This is a genomic window from Nocardioides marinquilinus (genome assembly GCF_039543705.1).
GTDB lineage: Bacteria > Actinomycetota > Actinomycetes > Propionibacteriales > Nocardioidaceae > Nocardioides > Nocardioides marinquilinus.
This window is the reverse complement of the sequence record NZ_BAABKG010000002.1, coordinates 201,574-227,649: the sequence shown is the minus strand read 5'-3', so window position 1 is coordinate 227,649 and position 26,076 is coordinate 201,574. Positions and strand designations below refer to the sequence as shown.

Below are 26,076 nucleotides of genomic sequence, written 5' to 3'. Positions count from 1 at the left end.
CATGCGCTCCCGCACCGCCTCCCTCGCCGGCCTCGGTCTCGCCCTGACCCTCGCGGGCCTCACCGGCTGCAGCGGGGACGACGGGGACGACGACTCCGGGAGCGGCGGCCGCCTCGGCGAGGCGCGCGCGGCGCTCCCGGCCACGACGTCGAACCTGGAGTTCATCGACCGGGCGGCGTCGGCCGAGCGGGCCGGCATCGGCGGTGACGTGACCATCGACGAGTACCTGGCGGCGACCAGCACCACCCGGCTGGCGAGCTCGCCGCTCGCGCAGACGATCTTCGTCGCCGACGACGCGGGGGTCGAGCTCGACGAACGCGACGTGGTGTGGTCGGCGACCGCGACCTACGGCAGCGACGACGAGGGTGGCGGCACCGTGACCGTCTTCCGCGTCGACGAGGAGGTCGACCTCGGGGCGGTGGTAGCCGAGCTGGAGGACGGCGGGCTCGCGGCCGAGGACACCGACGGTCGCGTGCGGCTCGTCGGCGAGCCGTCCGAGGTCGTCGACACCGCAGACGGCTACACCGCGATCGCCGGCGGCTACCCGACCTCGTTCTTCGACGTCACGATCGACGAGGACGCCGGGCTCGTCGTCGTCGGGTCCGGTGCGGCCGACGTGTTCGAGGTCGTGGACGGCGACGCCCCCGGGCTCGACGACGGCCCGCTGGCCGAGCTGCTCGACGACCTCGGGTCCGACGAGGCCGAGCAGGTGGTGGGCTTCGCACCGCCGGACTGCGGGGCGGTGCTCGGCGCCAGGGCCACGGAGGAGCAGCTGGCGCAGCTCGAGGCCGACGCCCCCGACTTCGGCCAGCCGGTCGCCACGCTGCTCGCCGAGGGCCCGGCCGGCCAGCAGGCCCTGCTGCGGATGGCCGACGACGAGGCCGCGGCCGCCGACGTCCCCGTGCGAGAGGCCTATCTCGCCGAGGGGACGCTGGCGGCGACACGGCAGCCGGTGGCCGACGTCCTGGACGTCGCCTCGGTGACCCAGGACGGCAACACGGTCGTCGTCGAGGCCGCCGTCCCCGACGGCGTCCCGCTCGACACCTTCGAGCAGCTGGCGTTGACCGCGGACGGCCCGTTCGCCTGCTACTGACGGTGTCGATCCGGCGTTTCTCGGGGGCGTCGTGACGGAATGACTGCGCCATGAGGATCCCGCCCGCTCTCGCCGCGCTCGCGCTCACGCTCGCGGCCCTCGTCGGCTGCAGCGACGACGGGGACGGTGCCGACGTCGACCCGGGTGGCGACCACCTGGCGGAGGCGGCCGACGTCCTGCCCTCCGACTCGACGCTCGTGGAGTTCGTCGACCGGGCGGCGTCGGCCGAGCGCGCCGGGGTCGGCGGCACCGAGGTCCCGGTCGACGACTACGTGGCCGCGCTGCGGAGCGACGACGTCGCCGGGAGCCCCCTCGCCACGACGCTGGTGACCGCCGACGAGGCGGGTGTCGCGCTCGACGAGCGCGGGGTGGAGTGGTCGGCGGCCGTAACCCTCGGCACCGGCAGCGGCCGCGCGGCGACGGTCGTCTCGGTGGCCGACGACGTCGACCTCGACGCAATGGTCGCCGAGCTCGAGGAGGCCGGACTGGCCCGGGAGGAAGCGGACGGTCGCACGCATCTGACGGGCCTGGCCAGCGACCTCGTCGACGTCAGCACCGGCACCATCGCCGGCGGCTACCCGGCCGGCTTCTACGACGTCACCGTCGACCCCGACGCACGACTGGTCGTCACCGGCGACGACGCGAGCGAGGTGTTCCGCACCGTCGACGGCGACACGTCGAGCCTCGCCGACGGGCCCCTCGGCGACCTCCTCGACGGTGTGGAGGGCAACGACCGGGTGCGGCTCGAGGCGCTGCCCGACTGCACGAGGGCGCTGCTGGGCGGACGGGTGACGCCGGAGCAGCTCGAGCGGATCGAGCAGGAGGCACCCGCGTTCCAGAGGCCGCTCCAGACGCTGCTGGCCCAGGGCGACGGCGACCCCCAGGTACGTCTGCTCATGGCCGACGACGACGTGGCGGCCGCCGACGTCGAGGTGCGGCAGACCTTCCTCGACGAGGGCACGCTGCTGAGCTCCGGGGAGCCGATCGCCGACGTCCTCAGCGGCACGGTGACCCAGGACGGCAACGAGGTCGTGGTCGACGTGTCCTTGGCCGACGACGCACCGGCCTTCCTGCTCGACCGGCTGGCGTTGACCGCGGACGGCCCGTTCGCCTGCTACTGACCTACGACGGCCGCACCGGCAGCCGGTCGCGCAGCTCGGCCAGGAACGGGCGGTCGGGCTCGAGCCAGTCGACGTCGTCCAGCTCGTCGGCGGCGAGCCAGCGCAGCCGGTCGTGCTCGGCGGGGCGCGGCGTCCAGTGCTCGACGGTGACCGTGGCGACGCGCAGCTCGTGGGTCTCGCGGATCGGCACCGTGGCGTCGAGCCAGCCGGTCACGACGGCGTCGACGCCGAGCTCCTCGGCGAGCTCGCGCACCAGCGCGGCGGCGGGGTCCTCGTCCGGCTCGACTTTGCCGCCGGGCAGCTCCCAGCGGCCCGCAGCCTCGGGCGGGCGGGTACGGCGGCAGGCCAGCAGGCGACCGCCGCGCACGACCGCCGCCCCCACCACGAGTCGCCGCTCCCCCACCGGCGCGAGGATAGGCGCGTGAGCGACGGCACCGACCACCGAGACCTGGCCCTGCAGCGCGTGGACGACGCCGACGAGGCCGTCGAGGCGCTGGCCGCGGCGAACGGCGGCCGGGTGGCGCTCGACGACCTGCTCGCTGGGCTCGACCGGCGGGTGCGGCGCTCGCGACGGGTGCCGGGGCGCGCCGTCCACGAGGCGTGGCGCCTCGCCGGTCACGAGCAGCTGACGCTGCGCTGGTGGCCGCAGGGCGTGACGACCTCGGCCGACGCGCACGACGAGGCGCTCGGCGCGCGGCGGGTCGCGATGGTCTCGTCGTACGCGAAGAAGCTGCCGATCCACCGCGACCGCCAGGGCTCGCGGCTGACCGTCCTCGACCTCGACGCGGGACGCGCCGGCCACGTGCTGCTGGTGAGGGCCACCGCGGACGGCGGCGTCGAGCCGCTGCACGTGCACGCGGGCGGGCTGGTGTGGCACCGCGGCCACCTGCACGTCGCGGCCACGGGCAAGGGGCTGTTCACGTTCCGGCTCGCGGACGTCGTCCGGCTGGCCGACCCGCGCGCCGCCTTCGGCTACCGGCTGGTGCTGCCGGTGGCGTGGCAGTACCGGGCGCGCACGGCGGAGGGCGTCGAGCGGTTCCGCTACTCGTTCCTGGGCCTCGACCACGGCTCGGCCGGCGGGCCGTCGTTGCTCGCCGGCGAGTACACCAACGCGGCCGCGCGCACCCGCCGGCTGGCGCGACTGCCGCTCGACCCCATCACCGGCCTGCCCACCGGGGACGTCGAGCTGATCGGCTCCGGCCCGCTGCGCATGCAGGGCGTCGCCGCCGCCGGTGGCCGCGTGTTCACCTCGGTCTCCCAGGGCCGCACCACCCGCGGCTCGGTCTTCGCCGACGACGTCGAGCACCCCCACGCCACCCCCATGGGCAACGAGGACCTCGCCCACTCCCCCGCCGACGACCTCCTCTGGGGCGTCAGCGAGCACCCCACCGCCCGCTGGCTGTTCACCATGCGCCGCAGCTACTTCGACTGACGGGTACCCACCGCTGGTCGAGCAGGCCGAGCACCTGCGCGAGGCCGTCGTCGAGACCCCGGGAAGTCAACGCAATCGCGCCCGCACGGACCCTGAGCTTGTCGAACCAGGGCCGGTGGTCTCGAGGCTCGTCACCGGGGCTCCTCGCACCTCGACCATCGTCGGGCGCCTTCGCGGTGGTCGAGGTGCGAGGCCGGCCACGGCCGAGCCTCGAGACCCCCCACGGTCAACACGAACGCACCCCCACGGACCCTGAGCTTGTCGAAGGGACGTCGTGCGCGAACCTACGCGTGTATCTCCGGTGGTCGAGGTGCGAGGCCGGCCACGGCCGAGCCTCGAGACCCCCCACCGTCAACGGCAACGCACCCCCACGGACCCTGAGCTTGTCGAAGGGACGTGGTGCGCAAACGCCCACGTGGATCTCCGGTGGTCGAGGTGCGAGGCCGGCCACGGCCGAGCCTCGAGACCCCGCAGGGTCAACGCGAACGTGACGCACGGGGCATGCCGGTAGCCCCGCGGTGGGCGGGGTGTGGGGCGGTCAGGGTCGTCGGCGGCGGTCGACGAGGTGGGTGCGGCCGGTGGGGCTGATCCACTCGTACAGGCCGGGCTCGAGCATCCGGTAGCGCCAGCGGCTGTGGGTCTTCGCGCGGTGGTGCCGGCGGCAGAGCGGGGCGAGGTTGGACGTCGAGGTCGGTCCGCCGGCCTCGTGAGGGTGGATGTGGTCGAGGTCGACCCGTCGTCTGGTGCAGCGCGGGAAGACGCAGTGCCGATCGCGCAAGGTCACGTGCTCGATGACGGTCGGGCTGGGGCGGTAGGCGTCGCTGGACGTCTCGACGTTCAGGTCGACGACCGGTCGCACGGTGACCTTCGTGCCGGCGGCTGCGCACCACGCCTTGATCTGCTCGATGAGCACAGGGGTCTGTGTGTTGTCGAGGACGCCGACGTCGGTGCCGTCGAGGTGCGCGTACAGCGTGACGCCGCGTCCCGACCCGGGCTCGGTGTCGAGGTCGAGGGCCAGCTGTGCGCGGGCCATCTCGCCGAGGGCCTGGGAGCGGCGGACGTCGAGGGTCTGGGTCGAGCCGAGGTCGGCGGACTGCTGCGCACCGGCGCGGACGGCGGCCTCGAGGTCGATCGCGTCGGCGACGTCGAGGGTGGCGGCGATCTCGACGGTGCCGTTGATCGGGACGTCGAGCCCGTTCAAGCGGATGTCGACGCCCCGTCGCTCGGCGGCCTCGACCCGGCGCCGCTCGGCTTCCTCGGGGTCGAACCGGGCCATGGCACCGGCCGTGGTCCGTTCGATCTGGGCGAGGGAGAGGTCGTGGGCGAACGGCGCCAGGGCGTGGTCGACGAACGCGGCGCCGACCTTGCTGAGGATCACGGTGTGCTCGGCGACGCGGAAGGCCCGCCACACCGGAACCTCCATATCGAGGACCCGGCGGTATAGGCGGGGCAGGCGGTGGCGCAGCTCGAGGGCGTGACCGAGGTAGCGGAGTCCGGAGTCGGTGGAGACGCCCATGACCGCGGCCAGGTCGAGGGCCGCCCATTCGCCGACCACCGGCGCACCCGGGCCGGCGACCTCGAGGCCGGGCTCGGCCAGGGTGTTAGTGATGTAGTCGGCGTCGGTGGTGGTGTGGTCGGCCGCCCAGGCCAGCACGGCGCGGAGCTTGGCGACGTCCACCCGGGCCTGCTCGGCCACCACGGACTCGACCGCGTCGAGCAGCGGGTCGCTGCTCACGCGGGGTGTCTGGGTGGTGGTCGGCATAGGCCGATCCTACCGTCGACCACTGACAACCGCTAATGTGTTCGATGACCTGTGGAGAACGTCGAAGTGCCCCTCGACAGGCTCAGGGTCCGTGGGGTCGGGCTGGGCTTCGACGGGCCGGCGGTCTCGAGGCTCGTCGCCAGGGCTCCTCGCACCTCGACCATCGTGAAGGCCTGCGCAATTCTCGCGCGAACGCGCGCCGACGGACCCTGAGCTCGTCGGAGGGACGTCGTGCGCGGACGTCTGCGTGGAGGGCCGGTGGTTTCGACGACGCTCGCGCAGACGCTCGCTGCTCAACCACCGGTGTGGGCCCTTCGACAGGCTCAGGGTCCGTGGCGTCGGGCTGGCCTCAACGGGCCGGTGGTTTCGACGACGCTCGCTGGGGCCTGCTGCTCAACCACCGGCGGGGGCCCTTCGACAGGCTCAGGGTCCGTGTGGGTGGGCCGGCGTCGAACGGCCGGTCAGCGCGGGAGGCGGGCGAGCTGGCGGGACTGGGCGACGAGGCGGCCGGCGGCGTCCCAGACCTCGCAGTCCTCCTCGAACAGCCCGCCGGCCATGTTGCGGGTGCGGTGGGTGACGAGCAGCCAGCCGGGGGCGGGGCGGGCGCGCACGTGGGCGGTTAGCTCGAGCGTGGGGGCCCAGCCCATCGCGCCGAAGGTGAAGGTCACCGGCGGCAGGGCGTCGACGGCGAGCAGGAGCGCGAGCGGGTCGGGCTCGCGCTCGTCCTCGAGCCGGAACCACGCGGTCAGCACGCCGGAGTCGTCGGGCCGCCCGCGGGCCCAGCCCAGCGCGGCCGGGTCGAAGCGCAGGTCGAAGCGCCGCAGCAGCGGCGAGGCGTCCAGGAACTCCTCGGGCGTGGCGTCGCGGTGCGAGACGCACTCCTCGGGCGGCGGCAGGTCGGGGCGCACCGCCGTCGTGCGGACGTCGTCCGCCTGCCTGCCGAGGTCGCCGAACGTGGCGAGCACGCTGAGCCGGGCGACGCCGTCCTGGCTCACGTCGGCGGCGGCGGTGGCGGTGCTGCCGCCCTCGCGCAGCACCCGCACGTCGACGTCGGCGGGGCCGGGCCGGCTGGCGGAGAGGTAGTAGGCGCTGAGGGCGACGGGGTCGGGCCGGTCGGCGAGCTCGGCGCCGAGCGCCTGTGCGGCGACGGCGAGCAGGTAGCCGCCGTTGACGCCGCCGCCGACGACCCAGCCGGCGTCGAGCCCGGCCCGGTAGGCGCCGTCCTGGCCGGTCACGGCGGTGGCGCGGTCGAGCACGGAGGTCACGCCACGCAGGCTAGGCCACGGCGATTCGGGTCCGCGGCGGCGTCCGGTCGGCCACACTGGGGCGCCCCCACTCCCCCGAAGAGACGTCGATGCCCGAGGCCACCAGCCGCACCCCGACCTGGGTGCTGGCCGCGCTGACCGCGCTCGCGGTCGTCACCTGCGCGACCACCGACGCCCTGCCCGACGCGGTGACCAACGTGCTGATCATCGTGGTCAACGCCGGCGCGGCGTCGTGGGCGTGGCTCGGCTCGCGCCGCCACGGCGGGCTGCGCCGCCTCGTCTCCACCACGCTCGCGATCGCGCTCGCCGCCAACGCGCTGGGCGACCTCGTCTACTTCGTCGACGCGGTGAGGCGCGACGTCCCCGACGCGTCACCGGCCGACGTCCCCTACCTGCTCGCCGTCGCGCTGCTCGGCCTCGGGCTGTTCTTCGGCTCGGCCAACGCCAGCGGCCGCCTCATCGACCTCGACTCGGTGGTCGACGCGCTCACCGTCGCGGTGATGTCGGTGCTGGTCGTCTGGGAGGTGCAGCTGCGCCTCGGCGGCACGGCGGGCCCGACCGACCTCGGCACGCTCGTGCTCTCCGCCTACCCCGTGCTGGACGCCGTCGCGCTCGGCCTGCTCGTGCGGGTCGGGCTCAGCCCGCGGCGGCGCAGCGAGATCGGCGGCGCCTGGCTGATCGCCGGCCTCGCCTGCTGGATGGGCGCCGACCTCGCCTCGCTGCTCGACCTGGTGTCCGACCTCGACGACCGCTGGACCAACCTCGGCTGGACCCTCGGCGGCGCCCTCATCGCGCGCGCCAACTGGTCGACCGTCCGCGCCGTCGCCCCCGTCACCGGGGCGGCGCGCTCGGCCACCGGGCAGGTGCTGGTGGCGATCATCCCGCTGGCCACGCCGACCGTGCTGCTCCTGCTGCCGACCGGCGACGAGCCGGTGGCACGGCGGGTGATCCTCGCCGGCACCGTCGCACTGGTCGCGCTCGCGGTCACGCGCACCGTGCGGGTGCTGCACGCGATGGACCGGGCCCGCGCCGACGTCGAGGCCGCCCGCGACGACGCGGTGGCGGCGTCCCAGGCGAAGTCGGAGTTCCTGGCCACGATGAGCCACGAGATCCGCACACCGATGAACGGCGTCCTCGGCCTCAACGCGTTGCTGCTCACCAGCGACCTCGACGACCGTCAGCGCCGGTGGGCCGAGGGCGTCGACGGCGCCGGCAAGGCCCTGCTGTCGATCCTCAACGACGTCCTCGACTTCGCCAAGATCGAGGCCGGCCGCATCGAGGTCGAGACGGTCGAGCTGGACGTCGCCCGCGTGCTGCGCGACGTCGCCGACATCGTGGTCGACCCCGAGCGCGCCGGCGAGGTGCGGGTGCGCGTCGACGCCGACGCCCCGCCGGGGCTGCGCGGCGACCCGTGGCGGCTGCGCCAGGTGCTGCTCAACCTGGCCGCGAACGCGGTGAAGTTCACGCCGCGCGGCGAGGTCGGCATCTCCGCCCGGACCGAGGGGTCCGACCTCGACCCGCCGGACGTCGTCCGGGTGCGCTTCGAGGTCACCGACACCGGCATCGGCATCGAGCCCGACGACCTGCGCCGCATCTTCGAGCCCTTCGCGCAGGCCGACGCCTCGACGACGCGCGAGTTCGGCGGCACCGGCCTGGGCCTGTCGATCAGCCAGCGGCTGGTGACGGCGATGGGCGGAGAGCTGCGGGCCGAGAGCACCCCCGGCACGGGCAGCCGGTTCTGGTTCGTGCTGCCGCTCGGCCGCGAGGTCGCGACCCGCGTGCTGCTGCTCGAGGACGGCGAGGTGAGCCAGCTGGTCGCCGAGGGCGTGCTGCGCCACCTGGGCTACGAGGTGCTCACCGAGGCCGACGGGGCCAGGCCGGGTGACGCCGACGTCGTCCTGGCCGACCTCGACCGGGTGCCGGCCGACGCCGACGGCACGCCCGTCGTGGTCACCTCGGCCGACGTCGTCCCACCGCCCGACGGCGTGGCCGCGCTGGTGCGCAAGCCGCTGCGACCGGACGACGTCGCCGTCGCCCTCGACCGCGCGCTCGGCGCGGGGAGGACGGCGACGTAGTCACCGGCCCGGCGGCGTCGTGTGATGCTGCCCGGGTGCTGTGGTTCCTCGGCGTGCTGACGGGCGTCTCCGGCCTGTGGTGCGCGCTGGCCGTCTGGCTGCTCGTCGCCTCACGCGTCGGCGACCCGGGCGACGACCCGCACGGCTACGCCGCGATCGCCTCGGTGCTGATGCTCGTGGTCGGCCTGCCGGTGCTGCTCGGCGCCGCGCCGCCGTTCGTGCGGCGGCTGCGGCGCCGTCGCCGCGGAGGTCAGTGACCGGCGGTCTGGTTGCCGGACGACGCCTCGGCCGCCGACGGCGAGTCGACCGGACCGGCCGGCTCGGTGTCCTGAGCGGCCGCGGCCAGCTCGGCCTCCTCACGCTTCTTGGAGGCGATCAGGCTGGTGACCGTGGTGATGGCCAGGACGCCGACGACCACGACGAGCGAGGTGACGTTGCCGATCTCGGGCACCGACGTCCAGTTCAGGTGCGCCCAGTGCAGCACCAGCTTGACGCCGATGAAGCCCAGGATGATCGACAGGCCGTAGCTCAGGTGCACCAGCTTGGTGAGCAGGCCCTGGATGACGAAGTACAGGGCGCGCAGGCCGAGCAGGGCGAAGGCGTTGGTGGCGAAGACGAGGTAGGGGTCCTCGGTGATGCCGTAGACGGCGGGCACGGAGTCGACGGCGAAGACGATGTCGGTCATGAACACCGCGACGACGACGAGCGCGAGCGGGGTGAGGGCGCGGCGTCCGTTCTGGCGCACCGTCATCTTCGGGCCGTGGTAGTCGTCGGTGACCGGCATCAGGCGACGCATCAGCTTGACCGAGCGCATGGTCGAGGGGTCCTTCTCGTGCTCCTCGTCGCCCTTCACGGCGTCCTTGAGCAGCTTGGCGCCGGTGAGCAGCAGGATCGCGCCGAAGAGCAGGAAGACCCAGTTGAACGCGCTGAGCGCGGCGGCGCCGACGGCGATGAAGATGCCGCGCAGCACGAGCGCGCCGATGATGCCGTAGAGCAGCACCCGCTGCTGCAGCGCGGCCGGAACGGCGAAGGCGCTGAGCAGGAGCATGAAGACGAACAGGTTGTCGACGCTCAGGCTCTTCTCGACGAGGTAGCCGGTGTAGTAGTCGACGCTGGTGGTGCCGCCCCACTGCGACCACACGTAGAGGCCGAAGGCGAGCGGCAGGGCGACGTAGAAGATCGACCACGCCGCGGCCTCCTTCATCGAGACCTCGTGCGGCTTGCGCGTGGCGATGAAGTCGACGACGAGCAGCGCGATGACGGCGCCGATGGTGACCGCCCACAGCGTGGGCGTGCCGATCGTCTCGATGGCGAGCGGCGAGAGAGGGGTGGGCAAGGACATGACGGACTCCTCGAGTGTCAACTCGAGGTCTCCCTCACCCGCGGCGGCCGAACGGTGCCGTTGGCTCAAGCCCGGGGAGCCGATGGCGACTCCGTACTGACCGGGACGAGACTTATGAGGTACTCCCCTCGTGCCTCAGTGTAGTGGGCGCGTTCAAGCCCTAGGGGTGAGAAGCCTGGACGCCGTCCCGCGCGCGTGCTAGCCGCGGCCGCAGACCCGCGTCATCTCGGCGAGGTAGTCGGCGTAGGGGTCGAGGCCGGCGGCGCGGCGGCGCTGCTCGAGGCCGGCGCGGTCGCGGATCGGTGTGGCCGGTCGTGGCCCGGCGCGGGCGCACCCGACCTGCGTGCCGTAGCGCTGGGGACGGCCCTGCCCCACGTTCACGCGGTCCTCGAGATAGGCGAGGTTGCCGGGCGAGGCGTTGCCCTCGGCGACCTCGGCGCGCAGCAGCTCGAGCGCCTCGGCCTGGAAGGCGGGGTCGAGGTCGGAGTGCTGCGCGATGGCCCACGCGGCGGTCTCGGCCTTGCCTCCCACCAGGTCCCAGCCGGGCCAGCCGTACTGGTCGAGGATCTCCTTGAGCCGCTCGGTGCGGTCGACGTCGGTCTCGTCGCTCGTCGCGCCACCGGTGCGCTCGCCCTGGTCGCGACGCAGCATGCCGAGCAGCTCGCGGCGCAGCGCGGCGGCCTCGTCCACGGGCTGCTCGGGATCGGTGGGGGTGGGGGTGCCGGACGGCGCGCTGGGGCTCGGCGGGGTCGCGGACGGACCCGCGGGCTCGGTCGTCGGGCTGGACGCCGGGCTGGACGCCGGGCTGGTCGTCGGGGCCGCGGCGGGCTCGTCGTCCGCGCACCCCGCGGCGAGCGCGGCGCAGGCGAGGGCCAGCGCGAGGCTGCCGAGCAGCCGGGTGGGGCGCCGTCCCATCGACCCACGGTAGGGCAGGATCCGCCGCATGGCCCGCGATCTGCCCGAGATCGGCTTCGGGCTGCCCGTCTCGGGGTCGTGGGCGACCCCGCCGACGATGGTGCACGTCGCGCGGCGGGCCGAGGCGCTCGGCTACGCGTCGCTGTGGACCTTCCAGCGCACCCTGACCCCGGCGGCCGACGGCCACCACGGCGGGAGCCCCGCGTTCCGGTCGGTGCACGACGCGCTGCTGCCGCTGGCGCTCGTGGCCGGGCACACCGAGCGCATCCGGCTCGGCCCGGCGACGATCTGCGCGCCGCTGACACCGCCGGCCCAGCTGGCCAAGGCGCTCACCACGCTCGACCACCTGTGCGGCGGCCGGCTGAGCGCCGGGCTGAGCATCGGCTGGATGGCCGAGGAGTACGCCGCGGCCGGCGTCCCGTTCGAGGGGCGCGGGGCGCGCATGGAGGAGTACCTGCACTGCCTGACGGCGCTGCTCACCGACGACCCGGTGGCCTTCGAGGGCGAGCACTACACCGTGCCGCCCTCGCACAACGCGCTGCGACCGCTGCAGCAGCCGCACCCGCCGGTGCTGCTGGGCGGCTCGGTGCCGGCCGCGCTGCGCCGCGCCGGGCGGCTGGCGCAGGGGTGGATCGGGGGCGGCAACGGCGCGGCCGACGACCTCGAGCGCACCGTCGAGACGGTGCGGGACGGCGCTCGCGAGGCCGGGCGCGACCCGGACGCCGTCCGCGTGCTGCTGCGCTGGGTCGTCGAGCTGACCGACGACGACCCGGGGCCCGACCGCAGCCCGGGCACGGGCACCGCCGAGCAGGTGCTCGACGACCTGGCCGCGCTGCGCGGGCGCGGCGCCACCGAGGTCTTCGTCGACCTCAACTTCTCCCGGCGCGTGGGCTCCCCCGACGTCGACCCGGCCGAGGCGCTGGCCCACGCCGAGCGGGTGCTGGAGGCGCTGGCGCCCGGTCAGCCGTAGACGGCGGTGGGGCCGGTCATCAGGTCGACGCCGGCGCCCGCGAAGTTCCTCAGGTCGTCGACGGCCGCCTTGCCCTCCACGCCCGAGAGCGCGGCGTCCATGGCGGCGGCGTCGTCGAAGCCCAGCACGGCGACGAAGTAGTAGGCCGGCGGCGACCCGTTGGGACCCGGGCGCGGGTGGGTGCCGGTGAACGAGCGGACGCCCGGCAGCGCGAGGCCGAGCCGGGAGTGGACGTCGGCGTAGTGACGGTCGAAGGCCTCGGGGTCCTCGGGCCGGCGGTAGCAGGCGATCAGCTGGGCGGTCACGGGCGTGAACCTCTCGTCGGGGGCTGCCCATCATGCCGCGGCGGGACGACGACCACGTCGGTCTCGTCGGGCCCGGGCGCCTCGAAGCCGGCGAGGTAGCCGGTGACGACGTCGGGGTCGAGGCGGTAGTCGTCGGGGTGGCTGCCGGACCGGGCCTCCAGCCGGCGCCGCAGCTCGGCCTCGTCGACGGGCAGGTAGACGACGTCCACCTCGGCGCCGTGGGCGTGGCCGAGCTGGCGGTAGTCGTCGCGCTGGGCGCGCGAGAAGAAGGAGTAGTCGACGACGACGTCGCGGCCCTCGCGCAGCGCCTCGACCAGCCGCTCGCGCTGGCGGGCCCGGATCTGCTCGGCCAGCCCGTCGGGGAACGGCAGCGTGCGGTGCCCGAGCGTCCACGCCTCCGCGTCGATCGACAGGCGCAGCCAGCCCTGCCGCTCGAGCTGCTTCGCGTGCGTCGACTTGCCCGCGCCGGCGACGCCGCACATCAACCGCAGCCACGCCACCCGCGGAGGCTAGCCCGCCGGGGGTTGACGCTCACCGGACGGGAGCGTTGATTGAGGTCGTGGACGACGACCGCGCCCCGCAGCCGGACGCCGACGACGAGCGCGACCTGACGCTCGGCTGGCTCCGCTTCCACCGCGACGCACTGGCCGCCAAGTGCGCGGGACTGGACGACGACCAGCTGGTGCTGCGGGCGGCCCCGCCGTCGCCGCTCTCGCTGCTCGGGCTGGTGCGGCACCTCGCGGAGATGGAGCGCGCCTACGGCTCGTGGCCGCAGGGCACCGACCGTGGGTTCAGCTGGGTCTGGGGCGACTACGCCGACGGCGCCGAGGACGACGTCGACTGCACGGCCGACGACGTCCGGGAGTCGTTCGAGACGTGGATGCGCGAGCGGGCGGTGACCGACACCGCCCTCGAGGCCCGGCCCGATCTCGACGCGCGCAGCGAGGTCAACGGCCACAGCGTCCGGTGGAACCTCGCCAAGCTCGTCGGCGAGTACGCCCGTCACAACGGCCACGCCGACCTGCTGCGCGAGCGGATCGACGGTGCGACCGGCGAGTGAGACGGGTCCTCACCCGGCGCGGCCGGGCGCGTACATGATCACCGCGACGCCGGCGAGGCAGAGCAGAGCGCCCGTGACGTCGTAGCGGTCGGGCCGGAAGCCGTCGACGGCCATGCCCCAGGCGAGCGAGCCGGCGACGAAGACCCCGCCGTAGGCGGCGAGGATGCGTCCGAAGCTCGCGTCGGGCTGCAGCGTGGCCACCAGCCCGTAGACCCCGAGGGCGACGAACCCCGCCCCGATCCACAGCCACCCGCGGTGCTCGCGCACGCCCTGCCACACCAGCCACGCCCCGCCGATCTCGGCGAACGCGGCCGCGACGAACAGGACGATGCTGCGCAGCGTGTCCACGGCCGCGACCCTACGGGTCCAGACGGGCACGGCGGACCCGCCCGTTCCGGCCCGCTGCATCGGCTCGCCCGGTGGATCCAGGCGAACCCGGCCGCCTTCGCCACCGACCGGCTCGGCGACCCCCACCACCTCTACGTCGACAGCCTGTACCCGGTCCTCGGAGACGGAGTGGAGCGGTTCGGGCCGCGCGTCCACCGCGGCTGAGGGTCGGCCTCGTACAGCGACGTGCATACCTGAGCTGAAGACACGCACAGGAGGCGTCCCCACGCGGCGACGCGGCCGACCCGGCGCACCTTCGCACGTCCGTCTACGACAGCCGGCCGGTTGACCGATTCACCCACGGACGCCGACCACCGCGACCTAGCCTCCGCACCATGCGATCGCTCATGGGGTGGATGGTCGGGGCGTTGCTGGTCGGCGGGGTCACGATGGGCGCGGCGCCGGCGCACGCCGAGGAGTACGTCAACGTCGACCAGGCCGGCGACGTCCGCGCCCACGACCTGTGGGGCGACGGAGACATGCCCTCGGGGTACCGGCCCGAGCGCCGTCAGGCCGACCTCGTCGGCTACACCGTGCGCTACGGCCTCGAGCGGGTCCGGGTCGAGCTGCGGTTCCGCGAGCTCGACAGGCGCGACCCCGTCCTGCACCTGCAGGCGCGGTTCGCCTACCTGGACGACGGCGAGCTCGAGACGGGCATCGTGGGGGTGACCGCCGACCGTCGGGTGCCGGGCGGCGAGCCCTACTTCAGCCCCGTCGGGTGCGACGTCATGTGGCACGTGGGGTACCAGGCGAACAAGGCGTGGCTGTCGTTCTCGGCCAGCTGCATCGGCACCCCCGACTGGATCCAGGTCAACCCCGTCGCCTTCGCCACCGACGCCGACACGTCGTACTGGTTCGTCGACAGCCGGTTCCCGATCTACGGCCCCCACGGCGAGAAGCAGTTCGGCAAGCCCGTCCACCGGGGGGTCTGGCCCACGCCGCCCGCGCCACCGAGCCGGGTGCGGCGCTAGCCGCCGAGGCGAAACTCGGGCGAGTCGCGCCGCGCGACCACCTCGGCGGTCAGGGCCGCGCGCAGCTCGTCGTGCGCCGGCCCGAGGGCGGTGCTCGGGTCGCGCCAGCGGCCGGGGTCGTAGAGCCACACGGGCCGGCCGATGATCTCGGGCGGCTCCCACTCGTAGCGCGGCCACACGTGGCAGTGCAGGAAGGCGTCGGTGTTGCCGAGGATCTCCACGTTGAGCCGCCGGTAGGCCGGGTCGAGCCGACGGCAGACGGTCTCGACGGCGTCCGCGAGCAGGTCGACGTCGGCGAGGTAGCGCAGCCGCTCGGCGCGCGGGAGGTCCGAGAGCCGGTCGACGCCCGGCGTCCTCGTCAGCGCCAGTGCGTAGCCGGGGAGGAACTGCACGTCGCCGATGACGGCGAACGCGGCGGGCAGCTCGGCGAGCACCGTCGGGTTGCGCCCCTCGATCGCCGCCCGCACCCGGTCCTGACGCCAGTCGTCTGCCTCGGTCACGGGCGACGACGCTAGCCGGACGCCGTCCGCGCCCGGTCGGGCCTACACGTTGAAGCGGAACTCCACGACGTCGCCGTCGGCCATGACGTAGTCCTTGCCCTCGATGCGCACCTTGCCGGCCTCCTTGGCCTTCTGCATGGAGCCGGCGGCGACGAGGTCGTCGAAGCCGACGATCTCGGCCTTGATGAACCCCTTCTGGAAGTCGGTGTGGATGACGCCCGCGGCCTCGGGCGCGGTGGCGCCCTGGCGGATGGTCCAGGCGCGCGACTCCTTGGGGCCGGCGGTGAGGTAGGTCTGCAGGCCGAGGGTGTCGAAGCCGACGCGGGCCAGCGTCTCGAGGCCGGGCTCGTCGACGCCCATCTCGGCGAGCATCTCGCGGGCCTCCTCGTCGTCGTCCAGCTCGACCAGCTCGGCCTCGAACTTGGCGTCGAGGAAGATCGCCTCGGCGGGGGCGACGAGGTCGCGCATGCGCTGCTTGAGCTCGTCGTCGGCCAGCTCGTCGGCGTCGCAGTTGAAGACGAAGATGAACGGCTTGGCCGTCAGCAGCGACAGGTCGCGCAGCAGCGCGCGGTCGATGTCGGTGGCGATGATCGGCGTCCCGGCCTCGAGCGCTTCCTTGGCCTCGCGGACGGCGGCGGCCTTCGGCTGCGTCTCCTTCTTGATCTTCGCCTCCTTCTCCAGCCGCGGCAGCGCGTTCTCGACCGTCTGCAGGTCGGCCAGGATCAGCTCGGTCGAGATCGTGGAGATGTCGGACGCCGGGTTGACCTCGCCGTCGACGTGGGTGACGTCCTCGTCGCGGAAGACCCGGGTCACCTGGCAGATCGCCGCCGACTCGCGGATGTGGGCCAGGAACTTGTTGCCCAGGCCCTCGCCCTCGGAGGCGCCGCGCACGATGCCGGCGATGTCGACGAACTCGACCGTGGCCGGCACGACGCGCGCCGAGGCGAACAGCTCGCCGAGCACCGGGAGCCGCGTGTCGGGCACCCCGACCACGCCCACGTTGGGCTCGATCGTGGCGAACGGGTAGTTCGCCGCGAGGACGTCGTTCTTGGTGAGCGCGTTGAAGAGGGTCGACTTGCCCGCGTTGGGCAGGCCGACGATGCCGATGGTGAGAGCCACGGGCCGCGAGTCTACGAGCGGGCGGCGCGTCGTCCCGCATCGAAGCGTCACCGCTCGGTAACCCCCGGGGGCCTCTATTCGGCTGCCGCAAGACCCGGTCGGGCCATATCCTGCGGACGCCGGGGCAGCGCGGCCCCGACGGTGCGCACCACACCGGGCAACGGGGACAGCCATGACCACTCACCTGCGCGATCCGCGGGAGGCGCTCGCCCGCGCCGTCGACGACCTCGACGCCGCCGCGGTCGCCGACGCCATCGTCGAGCACGGCGCCCAGGTGCTGCGCAGCGTCGACCTCGCCCTGCTGCGACGCGCGGCCGAGGTGGTGGCCCCCGACGGCGGGCCGATGACCACCGCGGTGGCCTGGCGCATCGGCTACGCCTTCCACCAGACCGGCAGCTTCACCGAGGCGCTCACGGTCTACCCCCGCGCCCACGACGTCGCGACCGCGCGGCCGGTCGACCGGGCCATGCTGCTGTCGAGCACGGCGTCCTCGCAGTGGGCCACCGGCGACACCGCCGGAGCCCGCGTGAGCGCCGACGACGCGCTCGTCGAGGCCCAGGCCACGCGGGACGACGGCGCCCTCACCCACGCGTGGGTCGCGCAGGCGCTGGTCTGCGCCGCCGAGGGCGACCGCGACGCCAACCACGTGGCCTACGAGAAGGCGCTGGTCTCCGCGCGCCGGGCCGGCGACGAGCTGGCGCAGATGCGCATCCACAACAACCTCGGCTCCTCGGCCACCGAGCAGGGCCACTACGACGACGCGCTCGCCCACCTCGACGAGGCCATCGCCCTGGCCGAGACCGGCGTCCCGCCGGCGGTGAAGGCGCTGGCGCTCATCACCCGCTCCGAGGCGCTGCTCGGCCTGGGCCGCATCGAGGAGTGCCTGGCCGAGCTGCACCTGGCCCGCGACCTGGCGCGCGACTCCGAGTCGCCGCTGCTGGGCCTGGCCGTGCTCGGCCTCGGCGACGCCAACCGGGTCTGCGGCAACGCCACGCAGGCCGCCACCGCCTACCGTCAGGCCATCGCCATCGCCGAGCGCGCGGTCAACGCACAGGTGCTGGTGCCGGCCATCGCGGGCCTCGCCCGCGCGCTCGTGGTCGACGACGTCGACGAGGCGCAGGGGCTGGCGAAGCGGGCCCTCGACCAGCCCGCCGCCCTCGGCCAGGTCGAGCCGCTGCTGGCCGCCGGCTGGGTGTGCCTGGCCACCGGCGACCGCACGTCGGCCGGCGAGTTCTCCCGGCTCGCCGTCCGCGAGGCCGGACGCCGCCAGGACAGCCACGGCATGGCCGAGGCGCTCGAGCTGCAGGCGCTCGTCACCACCGGCGCGCGCGCCGACGACCTGCTCGACGAGGCGGCCACGCTGCGGCGGGCCGCGTGCGACCCGATCGGCCTGGCCACCAACCAGGCGCTGCGGGCGCGGGCCGCCGGCGACCACCTGTCCGAGCAGGCGGCCCGGCGCCGGCTACGGGCGCTCGGCGTCCGCGACGACGCCAGCCGCATCGCCGGACCGCTGCAGGCGCTGGGCCGCACCGAGCGCGCCCGGGTCTCGATCCGCGCGCTCGGCGCCTTCGCCGTGCTGGTCGACGGCGAGCCGGTGGCCGCCTCGGCGTGGCAGTCGCGCAAGTCCCGCGACGCGCTGAAGATCCTGGCCGGACGCCGCGGCCGCGCGATCACGCGCGAGGCGCTGGCCGACCACCTGTGGCCCGACTCCGACGGCAGCGGCAACCGGCTCTCGGTCGTGCTGTCGACCCTGCGCGGCGTCCTCGACCCCGGCAAGGAGCACCCCTCCGACCACTACCTCGTCGCCGACCGCGAGTCGGTGCGCCTCGACACCGACCACGTCGAGGTCGACGTCGTCGCCTTCACCCACACCGCGGCGGGCGCCCTGCGCGCCGTCCGCTCGGGCGACGGCACCGACCTCGGCGCCGTCGAGGAGCTCGAGCGCGCGGCCGCGATGTACACCGGTCACTACCTCGAGGACGACCCCTACAGCGACTGGACCGTCAGCCTGCGCGACGAGCTGCTCTCGACGTCGCTGGAGGTCAAGCGCGAGCTGGCGGCGGCGCTCGTCGCCCGTGACGAGCGGCAGCGCGCCATCCCGTGGCTCGTCGGCCTCATCGCCGACGACCCCTACGACGAGCCGTCGCACCACGAGCTGGTGCTGGCCCTGCACCACGCGCGTCGCCACGGCGAGGTGCGGCGGGCGCACCGCGGCTACGTGGCCCGCATGGCCGAGCTCGGGATGCCGGCCACTCCCCTCGACTCGCTGATCGCGCCGCCGGGTGAGCCACCGGCGGCGCGTCGGTGACCCACCTCACGTCCCCTTAGGGTGGCGCACGTGCGTCTGGCCACCTGGAACGTCAACTCGCTGCGCTCGCGCATCGGGCGGGTCGAGGCGTTCTGCGAGCGCCACGAGGTCGACGTCCTGGCCCTGCAGGAGACCAAGGCGCGCGAGGAGCAGCTGCCGCTGATGGGGCTGCAGGCCATGGGCTTCGAGATCGCGGTGGCCGGCGTCAACCAGTGGAACGGCGTCGCGCTGCTCAGCCGGGTCGGCCTGGACGACGTGCAGGTCGGCTTCGAGGGCATGCCCGGCTGGGGCGAGCCCGAGGCGCCCGAGGCCCGCGCCATCGGCGCCACCTGCGGGGGCGTGCGGGTGTGGTCGCTCTACGTGCCCAACGGCCGCAAGCCGGGCGACCCGCACTACGTCTACAAGCTCGCGTGGCTCGAGCGCCTGCGCGAGGCCGCCCGGCCGTGGCTCGACGGCCCCGCCGCCCTCGTCGGCGACTGGAACATCGCACCCCAGGACGACGACGTCTTCGACGTCGCGGCCTACGCGAACAGCACCCACATCACCCCGCCCGAGCGCGAGGCGTTCCACGGCTTCGTCGACGACGGCTGGACGGACGTCGTCCGCCCCCACACGCCCGGCCCGGGGGTCTACACGTACTGGGACTACTACCGGCAGCGCTTCGAGCGCAACCGGGGCATGCGCATCGACTTCGTGCTCGGCTCCCCCGCCCTCGCCGCCCGCGTCGACGCGGCGTTCGTCGACCGCGACGAGCGGGCCGGCACCGGCGCCTCCGACCACGCACCGGTCGTCGTCGACCTGGTGGACGACGCCGCGTGACCCCCGACGAGCGCACGGTCGTCGACGTCCTGGCCGAGGCGGCCATCGAGATGCCGTGGCCGGAGGCCGAGATCGAGCCGTGGCTGCTGTCCTTCGCGCGCCGGGTCATGGCCTGCGAGGTGCGCATCGGGTCCGCGCCCGCGCCGCCGCCCGACGTCAGCCTGCTCTTCGCCGACCAGCGCTTCCTGGTCGCCACCCGCCCCGACGGCGGCCCGCCCTTCGACGAGGCCGACACCCGGCTGCTGGCGGCGCTCACCGCGATGGCCACCGCCTCGCGCCACGCCGCCCGCCGCGACGAGCGGCTGCGCCGCCAGGCCGTCACCGACGACCTCACCGGCCTGTGGCACCACAACTACTTCCGCGAGCTGCTCGAGGCCACCGTCGAGGGACGCGTCGGCGAGACGATCGGCGTGCTGTTCCTCGACGTCGACGGCATGAAGCGGCTCAACGAGCACCTCGGCCACCTCGACGCCGACGAGGTGCTGCGGGTGCTCGGCAGCCGGCTGCGCTCCGACGTGCTGCCCGAGGGGTCGTTCGCGGCGCGCATGGGCGGTGACGAGTTCGCCGTCGTCCTGCGCCACCTCGACGGCGACGACGGGGCCGCCCACCTCGAGCGCATCGTGGCCGACCTGCACGCCGCCCTCGGCGCGGGCGTCGCCGTCGGCGACACGCTGGTCACCGTCGACGTCAGCATCGGCGCCGCGCTGTCGACGGCCGGCGACGACGACCCCGACCTGCTCCTGCGCGAGGCCGAGCGGCAGATGCGCGAGCGCAAGCGGTCGCGGCGTCCCGACGCGCTGCCGCCGCGCTGGTACGACGACCGCACCGTGCTGCGCGACATGCTCGACCAGGGCCGCGTCGAGGTGGCCTACCAGCCGATCGTCGAGCTGGCGTCGGGCCGCGTCGACGGGTGGGAGGCGCTGGTGCGCGGTCGGCACCTCGACTTCGGACCGGTCTCGCCGATGATGCTGGTGGGCGCCGCGTCGAAGCTGCGGATGCTCGACGAGCTCACCGAGGCGGTGCTCGACCAGTCGCTCGAGGCCATGCGCACCGTGACGGCCCGGCTCGGCCGCCCGGCGGCCCTGAGCGTCAACATCGAGTTCGAGCAGCTGCGCCTCGACAGCCGGCTGCTGCGCTCGCTGCCCGAGCGGATCGCCGGCACCGACGTCCGGCTGGTGCTCGAGATCTCCGAGCGGCACGTCTCGCGCTGGAGCCCGGCGCAGCGCATGGTGGCCGGCGAGCTGGCCGAGGCCGGCATCGGCCTGGCCGTCGACGACTTCGGCACCGGCTACTCCGCGCTCAGCCTGCTCACCAGCTGGGAGTGGCACTGGATCAAGATCGACCGTGCCCTCGTCGCCGACCTCGGCACCCGCCAGGGACGCACCGTGCTCGGCCACGTCGCCCGCATGCTCGCCGACCTCGGCCACACCGCGGTCGCCGAGGGCGTCGAGACCGAGTCCGAGCTCACCGCCCTGCGCGACCTCGGCCTCGCGCTCGGCCAGGGCACCCACTTCGCCGCCCCCACGTCCGCGGACGCCGTCCTCGCCTCGTTGGAGCCCGACGCGCCCTGACGCCCGACGCCTGTCGAAGGGCCACCCCGACGGACCCTGAGCCCGTCGAAGGGCACCCCGACGATGGTCGAGGTGCGACGAGCCCTGCGAGGAGCCTCGACACCCTCCGGTCCGGCCCGCCCACGTCAGGGCCGGCATCGCGTCGACCCCGCCCGGTCCCGACACGCCCGAGCCCTGCCGCTCGCCCGAGACCTGTCACACCCCACGGTCATGCTGCCGTCATGGACACCTGGACCCTCGTCGCGCTCACCGTCGGCCTCGTCGTCGGCAAGCTGCTCGGGCACGCCGTCGGCGTCCTGCGCGCCCGGCCGAGCGCGGCCGTGGCCGACCAGGCCGTCCTGCGCGAGGGCCTCGAGCGGTTGCACGACCAGATGCGCGAGCTCGAGCACAACCGCGCCAGCTGGCAGGGCCAGCTGCACCAGCAGGTGCTCGACATGCGCCACACCACCGACGGGCTGCGCCGCGAGACCCGCTCGCTCGCCACGGCGTTGCGCCGGCCGCAGGTGCGCGGCCGCTGGGGCGAGCTGCACCTGCGCCGCACCGTCGAGCTGGCCGGCATGGTCGAGCACTGCGACTTCACCGAGCAGGTGCGCCTCGACGACGGCGCGCTGCGGCCCGACCTCGTCGTCCACCTCGCCGGCGGACGCAGCGTCGTCGTCGACGCCAAGGTGCCGCTCGACGCGTGCCTCGACGCCGCCGAGGCCGACGACGACGACGAGCGCGCCGCCCACCTGGCCCGCCACGCCCGCCAGGTGCGCACCCACATCGAGCAGCTCGGCTCGAAGGCCTACTGGCGCTCGCTGCCGGAGTCGCCGGAGTTCGTGGTGCTCTTCGTGCCGGCCGAGTCGGTGCTCGCCGCCGCCCTCGAGACCGACCCCACCCTCATCGAGCGCGCCGCGCCCCGCGTGGTCCTGGCCACCCCCACCACGCTGATCGCGCTGCTGCGCACGGTGGCCCACGGCTGGACCCACGAGGCGCTGACCCGTCAGGCCTCCGAGATCCACGCCCTCGGCCGCGAGCTGCACGAGCGGCTGCGCCGCCACGGCGACCACCTCGACCAGGTCGGCCGCTCGCTCAACGCCGCCGTCGCCGGCTACAACCGCGCGGTCGGCTCGCTCGAGTCGCGGGTGCTGGTGCAGGCGCGCCGGTTCCGCGAGCTGTCGGTCACCGACGACGAGCTGGCCACGCCCCGCTCGGTCGAGCTGCGGGCCGTCGAGCGGTCGTCGGGGGCCGCCGACGTCCCCGAGAGCGGAGGCACGCCCCGGCGCGGCGACCACGACGAGCCGCCGCGTCCACGTAGCGTGGGACTGTGAGCCTGCCCGGCACCCGCACGCTGTGGGAGGAGGGGCGCGAGCCCGGCCGCGAGATGGTCGCGCTCGGCGTGGCCCTCGCCCTCACCGCAGCAGCCCTCGACCTGATGCTGACCGCACGGGTCGGCGCGCTGTTCGACGTCGGCTTCGTGCTGCTCTGCCTGGCGCTGGCGCTGGCCGTGCGGCCACGCGACTTCTTCACCGTCGGTGTGCTGCCGCCGCTGCTGATGCTCGCCACGTTCCTGCTGCTGGCCATGTCGCGCGCCGAGGCGATCGCCCGCTCCGGCGACTCCGTCGTCCAGGCCGTCGTCTCGGGCCTGTCGCACCACAGCCTCGCGCTCGGCCTCGGCTACGCCGGCGCCCTCGGCGTCCTGTTCGTGCGGCAGCGGGTCGGCGCCGCCCGGCTCGCCGACGAGTACGCCGACGAGTACGGCGGCGACCACGTGGACGACGACGGCTACGCGGACGACGACCTCGAGGCCGTCACTCGAACCGGTCGGGGTCCCCGGCTCCCCGTCTGACCACCTCGGGCTCGCCGCTGCTCCAGTCGACCACCGTGGTCGGCTCCGCGGGGGTCTCGCCGGCCTCGATGACGATGTCGACGTCGTGGTCGAGGTCCTCCTTGACCTCCCAGCCCATCGTGCGGGGCTCGGTCTCGCCCGGCAGGATCAGCGAGCTGCTCAGCAGCGGCTCGCCGAGCGCCTCGAGCAGTACGTGCACGAGGGTGTGGTCGGGGATGCGGACGCCGACGGTGCGCTTCTTGGGGTGCAGCAGCCGCTTCGGCACCTCGGGCATGCCCGGCAGGATGAAGGTGTAGGGCCCCGGGGTCGCGGCGCGGATGGCGCGGAACGCGGCGTTGTCGACGCGCACCAGCTGGCCGAGCTGGCTGAAGTCCTTGCAGACCAAGGTGAAGTGGTGGCGCTCGTCGAGCCCGCGGATGCGCAGGATGCGGTCGCGGCCCTCGCGGTTGCCGACGCACGCGCCGAGGGCGTAGCCGGAGTCGGTGGGGTAGGCGACGAGGGCGCCGTCGTGCAGCGCGTCGACGACCTGCTGCACCAGCCGCGGCTGCGGGTTGTCGGGGTGGATGTCGACGTACCGGGCCATGACCCGATCCTCCCACCGCCCGCCGACACGCGGGGTTTTCCCAGCGGGCGCACGCGTGTTGCACAGTGGAGCGCTGGTCTGCGGCGGTAGGACGGTGCCGACAGTCCCGACGAGGAGGACCTGAAGGTGGACGACGCACGCGAGACCGACGACCTGGGCCTGGGCGTGACCGCGCCGCGGCGCCGGGTCAGCTACGTGCTGCCGGTCTACAACGAGGAGCAGAACATCGCGGTCTTCCACGCCGCGCTCGTCGAGGCCACCGACGCCCGGCCCGACCTCGACTTCGAGTTCGTCTACGTCGACGACGGCAGCCGCGACGACTCGCTGGCCCGCCTGCTCAAGCTGCGCGGCGACGACGACCGCGTCTCGGTGCTCAGCTTCTCGCGCAACTTCGGCCACCAGGTCGCCGTCACGGCCGGGCTCGACGCCGTCGGCGACGCCGACGCCGTCGTCGTGATGGACACCGACCTGCAGGACCCGCCCCGGGTCAGCCTCGAGATGCTGCAGATGTGGGAGGGCGGCGTCGACGTCGTCTTCGCCCAGCGCCGCAGCCGCAAGGACTCCCCCTTCAAGCGGGCCACCGCGTTCGGCTTCTACTGGGTGCTCGACCGCATGGCCGACATCGAGATCCCCCGCAACGTCGGCGACTTCCGGCTGATGGACCGCAAGGTCGTCGCCGAGGTCTCACGCTACCGCGAGCAGGACCGCTTCCTGCGCGGCATCGTGGCGCACGTCGGGTTCCGCCAGGAGGCGCTGCTCTTCGACCGCGACCCGCGCTACGCCGGCGAGACCGGCTACCCGCTGCGCAAGATGATCAAGTTCGCCGCCAGCGGCATCGTCGGCTTCTCCACCGCCCCGCTGCGCTGGATCTCGCGACTCGGGTTCGCCATCTCGGCGTTCTCGGTGCTGCTGGCCCTCTACGTGCTCGGGGTGCGCATCTTCCGGCCGGAGGAGTCGGTGCCCGGCTGGGCGTTCCTCGGTGTCGGCATGTTCCTGCTCAGCGGCCTGCAGCTGATCATGATGGGCGTCATCGGCACCTACCTCGGCCGCGTCTACGCCGAGGCCCAGGACCGTCCGCTGTACTCGCTCGCCCTGACCGCCCGCGGCGCGCGGGACGACACCCGTTGAGGCGCCTGCTCAACCCCGTCCTGCTGCGCTTCGCCGCCGTCGGGGTGGTCAACACCCTGATCGACCTGGTGCTGTTCCTGCTGCTGGAGGCCCACCTCGGCATCACGCTGGCCAACTTCTGCTCCACCAGCGCAGGCATGACGTTCAGCTTCGTGGTCAACGGCCTGGTCACCTTCGAGGCCGGCCGGCTGACCCTGCGCCACGCCCTGCTCTTCCTCGCCACCACCGGCACCGTGATGTGGGTGCTGCAGCCCCTCGTCATCCACGCCCTCGTCGGCGTCGTCGACGAGCTACTGGTCGTCAAGGTGCTCGCCATCGGCGTCTCGTTCTGCGCGAACTTCCTCGCCTACCGGTATGTGGTCTGGCCTGCGCGTCACGCTGACCCGTCAGACATGTCCGACGGGTCGACCGAGATCTCGCGCTGACCCGTCTCTTATAAGCGACGGGTCGACGTCGTTCAGGCGCGGCCGGCAGCCTTCATGTCGCGGCGCAGCTCCTTGGGGAGGCTGAAGATCAGCGACTCCTCGGCGGAATGGACGGCGCGGGCGTCGGGGTAGCCGCGCCCGGCGAGCATCGCCAGCACGTCCTGCACCAGGTGGTCGGGCACGCTCGCGCCGGAGGTGACCGAGACGGTGCGGACGCCGTCGAGCCAGGCCTCGTCGACCTCGGAGACGTCGTCGACGCGGTAGGCGGCGCGGGCGCCGGCCTCGAGGGCCACCTCGACCAGGCGCACCGAGTTCGAGGAGTTGGCCGAGCCGACCACGATGACGAGGTCGGTGCCGTCGGAGATCTCCTTGACGGCGAGCTGGCGGTTCTGGGTGGCGTAGCAGATGTCGTCGCTGGGCGGGTCGATGAGCAGCGGGAACCGCTCGCGGATGGCGGCCACCGTCTCGAGCGTCTCGTCGACCGACAGCGTGGTCTGCGACAGCCACGCCACGCGGGCGGGGTCGCGCACCACGATGTTCGGCACGTCGGCGGGGCTCTGCACCAGCTGCACGTGCTCGGGCGCCTCGCCCGCGGTGCCCTCGACCTCCTCGTGCCCCTCGTGACCGATGAGCAGGATGTCGAGGTCTTCGCCGGCGAAGCGGCGCGCCTCGTGGTGCACCTTGGTCACCAGCGGGCAGGTGGCGTCGATGGTCTTCAGGTCGCGCTCGGCGGCCTGCTCGTGCACCGCCGGCGAGACGCCGTGGGCCGAGAACACCACGGTCGAGCCGGGCGGCACCTCGTCGAGCTCTTCGACGAAGACCGCGCCGCGGGCGCTGAGGTCGGCCACGACGTGCTTGTTGTGCACGATCTGCTTTCGCACGTAGACCGGCGATCCGTAGAGGTCGAGCGCCTGCTCGACGGTGATCACGGCCCGGTCGACCCCGGCGCAGTAGCCGCGGGGCGCGGCCAGCAGCACCGCCCGCTCGGCGTCGTCGGTGGGCAGGACGCGCGGGGTGCCCAGGTCGGTCGTCATGCCGCGATTCTACGGGCCGCCGCTCACCCGTCCGACTCCTCGCCGGGCCCGCGTAGGTTG

General features: G+C 74.0%; 27 protein-coding genes. 15 read left to right on the top strand and 12 right to left on the bottom strand.

Annotated features, from left to right (window positions below; genetic code table 11):
* Position 1 precedes the first annotated feature (1 nt).
* Positions 2-1,093 (top strand): hypothetical protein, encoded by a 1,092-nt coding sequence (locus ABEA04_RS07150; protein WP_345456218.1) that lies wholly within the window; start codon positions 2-4, stop codon positions 1,091-1,093.
* Positions 1,094-1,143: 50 nt separating this feature from the next.
* A complete protein-coding gene (locus ABEA04_RS07145) occupies positions 1,144-2,214 on the top strand; it encodes a hypothetical protein (protein ID WP_345456215.1) in 1,071 nt (356 codons plus the stop codon).
* 1 nt (position 2,215) lies between these two features.
* Here the strand turns inward: ABEA04_RS07145 and ABEA04_RS07140 are convergent, their stop codons facing one another.
* The gene (locus ABEA04_RS07140; protein WP_345456213.1) at positions 2,216-2,617 is read right to left on the bottom strand and encodes a (deoxy)nucleoside triphosphate pyrophosphohydrolase; all 402 of its coding nucleotides are present in this window, start codon (positions 2,615-2,617) and stop codon (positions 2,216-2,218) included.
* Between the two features lie 18 nt (positions 2,618-2,635).
* Between ABEA04_RS07140 and ABEA04_RS07135 the strand changes: the two genes are divergently transcribed.
* On the top strand, positions 2,636-3,646 hold the full coding sequence (locus ABEA04_RS07135) for a hypothetical protein (RefSeq protein ID WP_345456211.1): 1,011 nt from the start codon (positions 2,636-2,638) through the stop codon (positions 3,644-3,646).
* 538 nt (positions 3,647-4,184) lie between these two features.
* Here ABEA04_RS07135 and ABEA04_RS07130 read toward each other — a convergent pair.
* Both ABEA04_RS07130 and ABEA04_RS07125 read right to left on the bottom strand, forming a co-directional pair.
* The gene (locus ABEA04_RS07130) at positions 4,185-5,408 is read right to left on the bottom strand and encodes an HNH endonuclease signature motif containing protein (RefSeq protein WP_345456208.1); all 1,224 of its coding nucleotides are present in this window, start codon (positions 5,406-5,408) and stop codon (positions 4,185-4,187) included.
* Positions 5,409-5,869: 461 nt separating this feature from the next.
* Positions 5,870-6,673, bottom strand: coding sequence for an acyl-CoA thioesterase (locus ABEA04_RS07125; protein ID WP_345456206.1), 804 nt, complete (start codon positions 6,671-6,673; stop codon positions 5,870-5,872).
* Between the two features lie 89 nt (positions 6,674-6,762).
* Here ABEA04_RS07125 and ABEA04_RS07120 point away from each other — a divergent pair, with 89 nt between their 5' ends.
* Together ABEA04_RS07120 and ABEA04_RS07115 are read left to right on the top strand one after the other, a co-directional pair.
* The gene (locus ABEA04_RS07120) at positions 6,763-8,748 is read left to right on the top strand and encodes an ATP-binding protein (RefSeq protein WP_345456203.1); all 1,986 of its coding nucleotides are present in this window, start codon (positions 6,763-6,765) and stop codon (positions 8,746-8,748) included.
* A gap of 35 nt (positions 8,749-8,783) precedes the next feature.
* Positions 8,784-9,005, top strand: a complete 222-nt coding sequence (locus tag ABEA04_RS07115) for a hypothetical protein (RefSeq protein WP_345456201.1) — start codon at positions 8,784-8,786, stop codon at positions 9,003-9,005.
* Here the strand turns inward: ABEA04_RS07115 and ABEA04_RS07110 are convergent.
* Positions 8,999-10,090: a TerC family protein gene (locus ABEA04_RS07110; RefSeq protein WP_345456198.1), complete on the bottom strand. Its 1,092-nt coding sequence runs from the start codon at positions 10,088-10,090 to the stop codon at positions 8,999-9,001. The two genes, ABEA04_RS07115 and ABEA04_RS07110, sit on opposite strands and share 7 nt — an antisense overlap.
* A gap of 198 nt (positions 10,091-10,288) precedes the next feature.
* On the bottom strand, positions 10,289-11,005 hold the full coding sequence (locus tag ABEA04_RS07105; RefSeq protein ID WP_345456195.1) for a DUF6624 domain-containing protein: 717 nt from the start codon (positions 11,003-11,005) through the stop codon (positions 10,289-10,291).
* A gap of 28 nt (positions 11,006-11,033) precedes the next feature.
* Between ABEA04_RS07105 and ABEA04_RS07100 the strand changes: the two genes are divergently transcribed.
* Positions 11,034-11,975: a TIGR03619 family F420-dependent LLM class oxidoreductase gene (locus ABEA04_RS07100; RefSeq protein ID WP_345456193.1), complete on the top strand. Its 942-nt coding sequence runs from the start codon at positions 11,034-11,036 to the stop codon at positions 11,973-11,975.
* On the opposite strand, the gene ABEA04_RS07095 is transcribed toward ABEA04_RS07100, so the two are convergent.
* The gene (locus ABEA04_RS07095; protein ID WP_345456191.1) at positions 11,966-12,280 is read right to left on the bottom strand and encodes an EthD family reductase; all 315 of its coding nucleotides are present in this window, start codon (positions 12,278-12,280) and stop codon (positions 11,966-11,968) included. The genes ABEA04_RS07100 and ABEA04_RS07095 overlap by 10 nt on opposite strands.
* Positions 12,277-12,780, bottom strand: coding sequence for a P-loop nucleotide/nucleoside kinase family protein (locus tag ABEA04_RS07090; RefSeq protein WP_345456188.1), 504 nt, complete (start codon positions 12,778-12,780; stop codon positions 12,277-12,279). Before ABEA04_RS07090 ends, ABEA04_RS07095 begins: the two co-directional genes overlap by 4 nt.
* Positions 12,781-12,839: 59 nt before the next feature.
* Here ABEA04_RS07090 and ABEA04_RS07085 point away from each other — a divergent pair, with 59 nt between their 5' ends.
* Entirely contained in the window at positions 12,840-13,340 is a 501-nt protein-coding gene (locus tag ABEA04_RS07085; RefSeq protein ID WP_345456185.1) for a mycothiol transferase, read from the top strand.
* Between the two features lie 9 nt (positions 13,341-13,349).
* Here ABEA04_RS07085 and ABEA04_RS07080 read toward each other — a convergent pair whose 3' ends face one another.
* The gene (locus ABEA04_RS07080; protein ID WP_345456182.1) at positions 13,350-13,688 is read right to left on the bottom strand and encodes a YnfA family protein; all 339 of its coding nucleotides are present in this window, start codon (positions 13,686-13,688) and stop codon (positions 13,350-13,352) included.
* 374 nt (positions 13,689-14,062) lie between these two features.
* Here ABEA04_RS07080 and ABEA04_RS07075 point away from each other — a divergent pair, with 374 nt between their 5' ends.
* Entirely contained in the window at positions 14,063-14,698 is a 636-nt protein-coding gene (locus ABEA04_RS07075) for a hypothetical protein (RefSeq protein ID WP_345456179.1), read from the top strand.
* Here the strand turns inward: ABEA04_RS07075 and ABEA04_RS07070 are convergent.
* Together ABEA04_RS07070 and ychF are read right to left on the bottom strand one after the other, a co-directional pair.
* The gene (locus ABEA04_RS07070; protein WP_345456177.1) at positions 14,695-15,198 is read right to left on the bottom strand and encodes an HIT family protein; all 504 of its coding nucleotides are present in this window, start codon (positions 15,196-15,198) and stop codon (positions 14,695-14,697) included. The two genes, ABEA04_RS07075 and ABEA04_RS07070, sit on opposite strands and share 4 nt — an antisense overlap.
* A 42-nt stretch (positions 15,199-15,240) precedes the next feature.
* Complete coding sequence (ychF, locus tag ABEA04_RS07065) at positions 15,241-16,317, bottom strand: redox-regulated ATPase YchF (RefSeq protein ID WP_345456173.1); 1,077 nt, start codon at positions 16,315-16,317, stop codon at positions 15,241-15,243.
* 172 nt (positions 16,318-16,489) lie between these two features.
* Between ychF and ABEA04_RS07060 the strand changes: the two genes are divergently transcribed.
* The 5 genes from ABEA04_RS07060 to ABEA04_RS07040 all read left to right on the top strand — a co-directional run bounded on the left by ABEA04_RS07060 (position 16,490) and on the right by ABEA04_RS07040 (position 22,846).
* Positions 16,490-18,625 carry an ATP-binding protein gene (locus tag ABEA04_RS07060; protein ID WP_345456170.1) on the top strand — a complete coding sequence of 712 codons (2,136 nt, stop codon included), beginning with the start codon at positions 16,490-16,492 and terminating at the stop codon, positions 18,623-18,625.
* Between the two features lie 30 nt (positions 18,626-18,655).
* A complete protein-coding gene (locus ABEA04_RS07055) occupies positions 18,656-19,444 on the top strand; it encodes an exodeoxyribonuclease III (RefSeq protein ID WP_345456168.1) in 789 nt (262 codons plus the stop codon).
* Entirely contained in the window at positions 19,441-21,015 is a 1,575-nt protein-coding gene (locus ABEA04_RS07050) for an EAL domain-containing protein (protein ID WP_345456165.1), read from the top strand. Before ABEA04_RS07055 ends, ABEA04_RS07050 begins: the two co-directional genes overlap by 4 nt.
* Before the next feature lie 221 nt (positions 21,016-21,236).
* Positions 21,237-22,328 carry a DNA recombination protein RmuC gene (locus ABEA04_RS07045; RefSeq protein WP_345456162.1) on the top strand — a complete coding sequence of 364 codons (1,092 nt, stop codon included), beginning with the start codon at positions 21,237-21,239 and terminating at the stop codon, positions 22,326-22,328.
* Entirely contained in the window at positions 22,325-22,846 is a 522-nt protein-coding gene (locus tag ABEA04_RS07040; protein WP_345456160.1) for a DUF6542 domain-containing protein, read from the top strand. Before ABEA04_RS07045 ends, ABEA04_RS07040 begins: the two co-directional genes overlap by 4 nt.
* Here ABEA04_RS07040 and ABEA04_RS07035 read toward each other — a convergent pair.
* Positions 22,809-23,429: an L-threonylcarbamoyladenylate synthase gene (locus tag ABEA04_RS07035; RefSeq protein WP_345456157.1), complete on the bottom strand. Its 621-nt coding sequence runs from the start codon at positions 23,427-23,429 to the stop codon at positions 22,809-22,811. The two genes, ABEA04_RS07040 and ABEA04_RS07035, sit on opposite strands and share 38 nt — an antisense overlap.
* Positions 23,430-23,555: 126 nt before the next feature.
* Here ABEA04_RS07035 and ABEA04_RS07030 point away from each other — a divergent pair, with 126 nt between their 5' ends.
* Both ABEA04_RS07030 and ABEA04_RS07025 read left to right on the top strand, forming a co-directional pair.
* Positions 23,556-24,557, top strand: coding sequence for a glycosyltransferase family 2 protein (locus tag ABEA04_RS07030; RefSeq protein ID WP_345456154.1), 1,002 nt, complete (start codon positions 23,556-23,558; stop codon positions 24,555-24,557).
* On the top strand, positions 24,554-24,982 hold the full coding sequence (locus tag ABEA04_RS07025; RefSeq protein ID WP_345456151.1) for a GtrA family protein: 429 nt from the start codon (positions 24,554-24,556) through the stop codon (positions 24,980-24,982). The genes ABEA04_RS07030 and ABEA04_RS07025 overlap by 4 nt, the downstream gene beginning before the upstream one ends.
* Positions 24,983-25,014: 32 nt before the next feature.
* On the opposite strand, the gene ABEA04_RS07020 is transcribed toward ABEA04_RS07025, so the two are convergent.
* A complete protein-coding gene (locus tag ABEA04_RS07020; protein WP_345456148.1) occupies positions 25,015-26,016 on the bottom strand; it encodes a 4-hydroxy-3-methylbut-2-enyl diphosphate reductase in 1,002 nt (333 codons plus the stop codon).
* Positions 26,017-26,076: the final 60 nt, after the last annotated feature.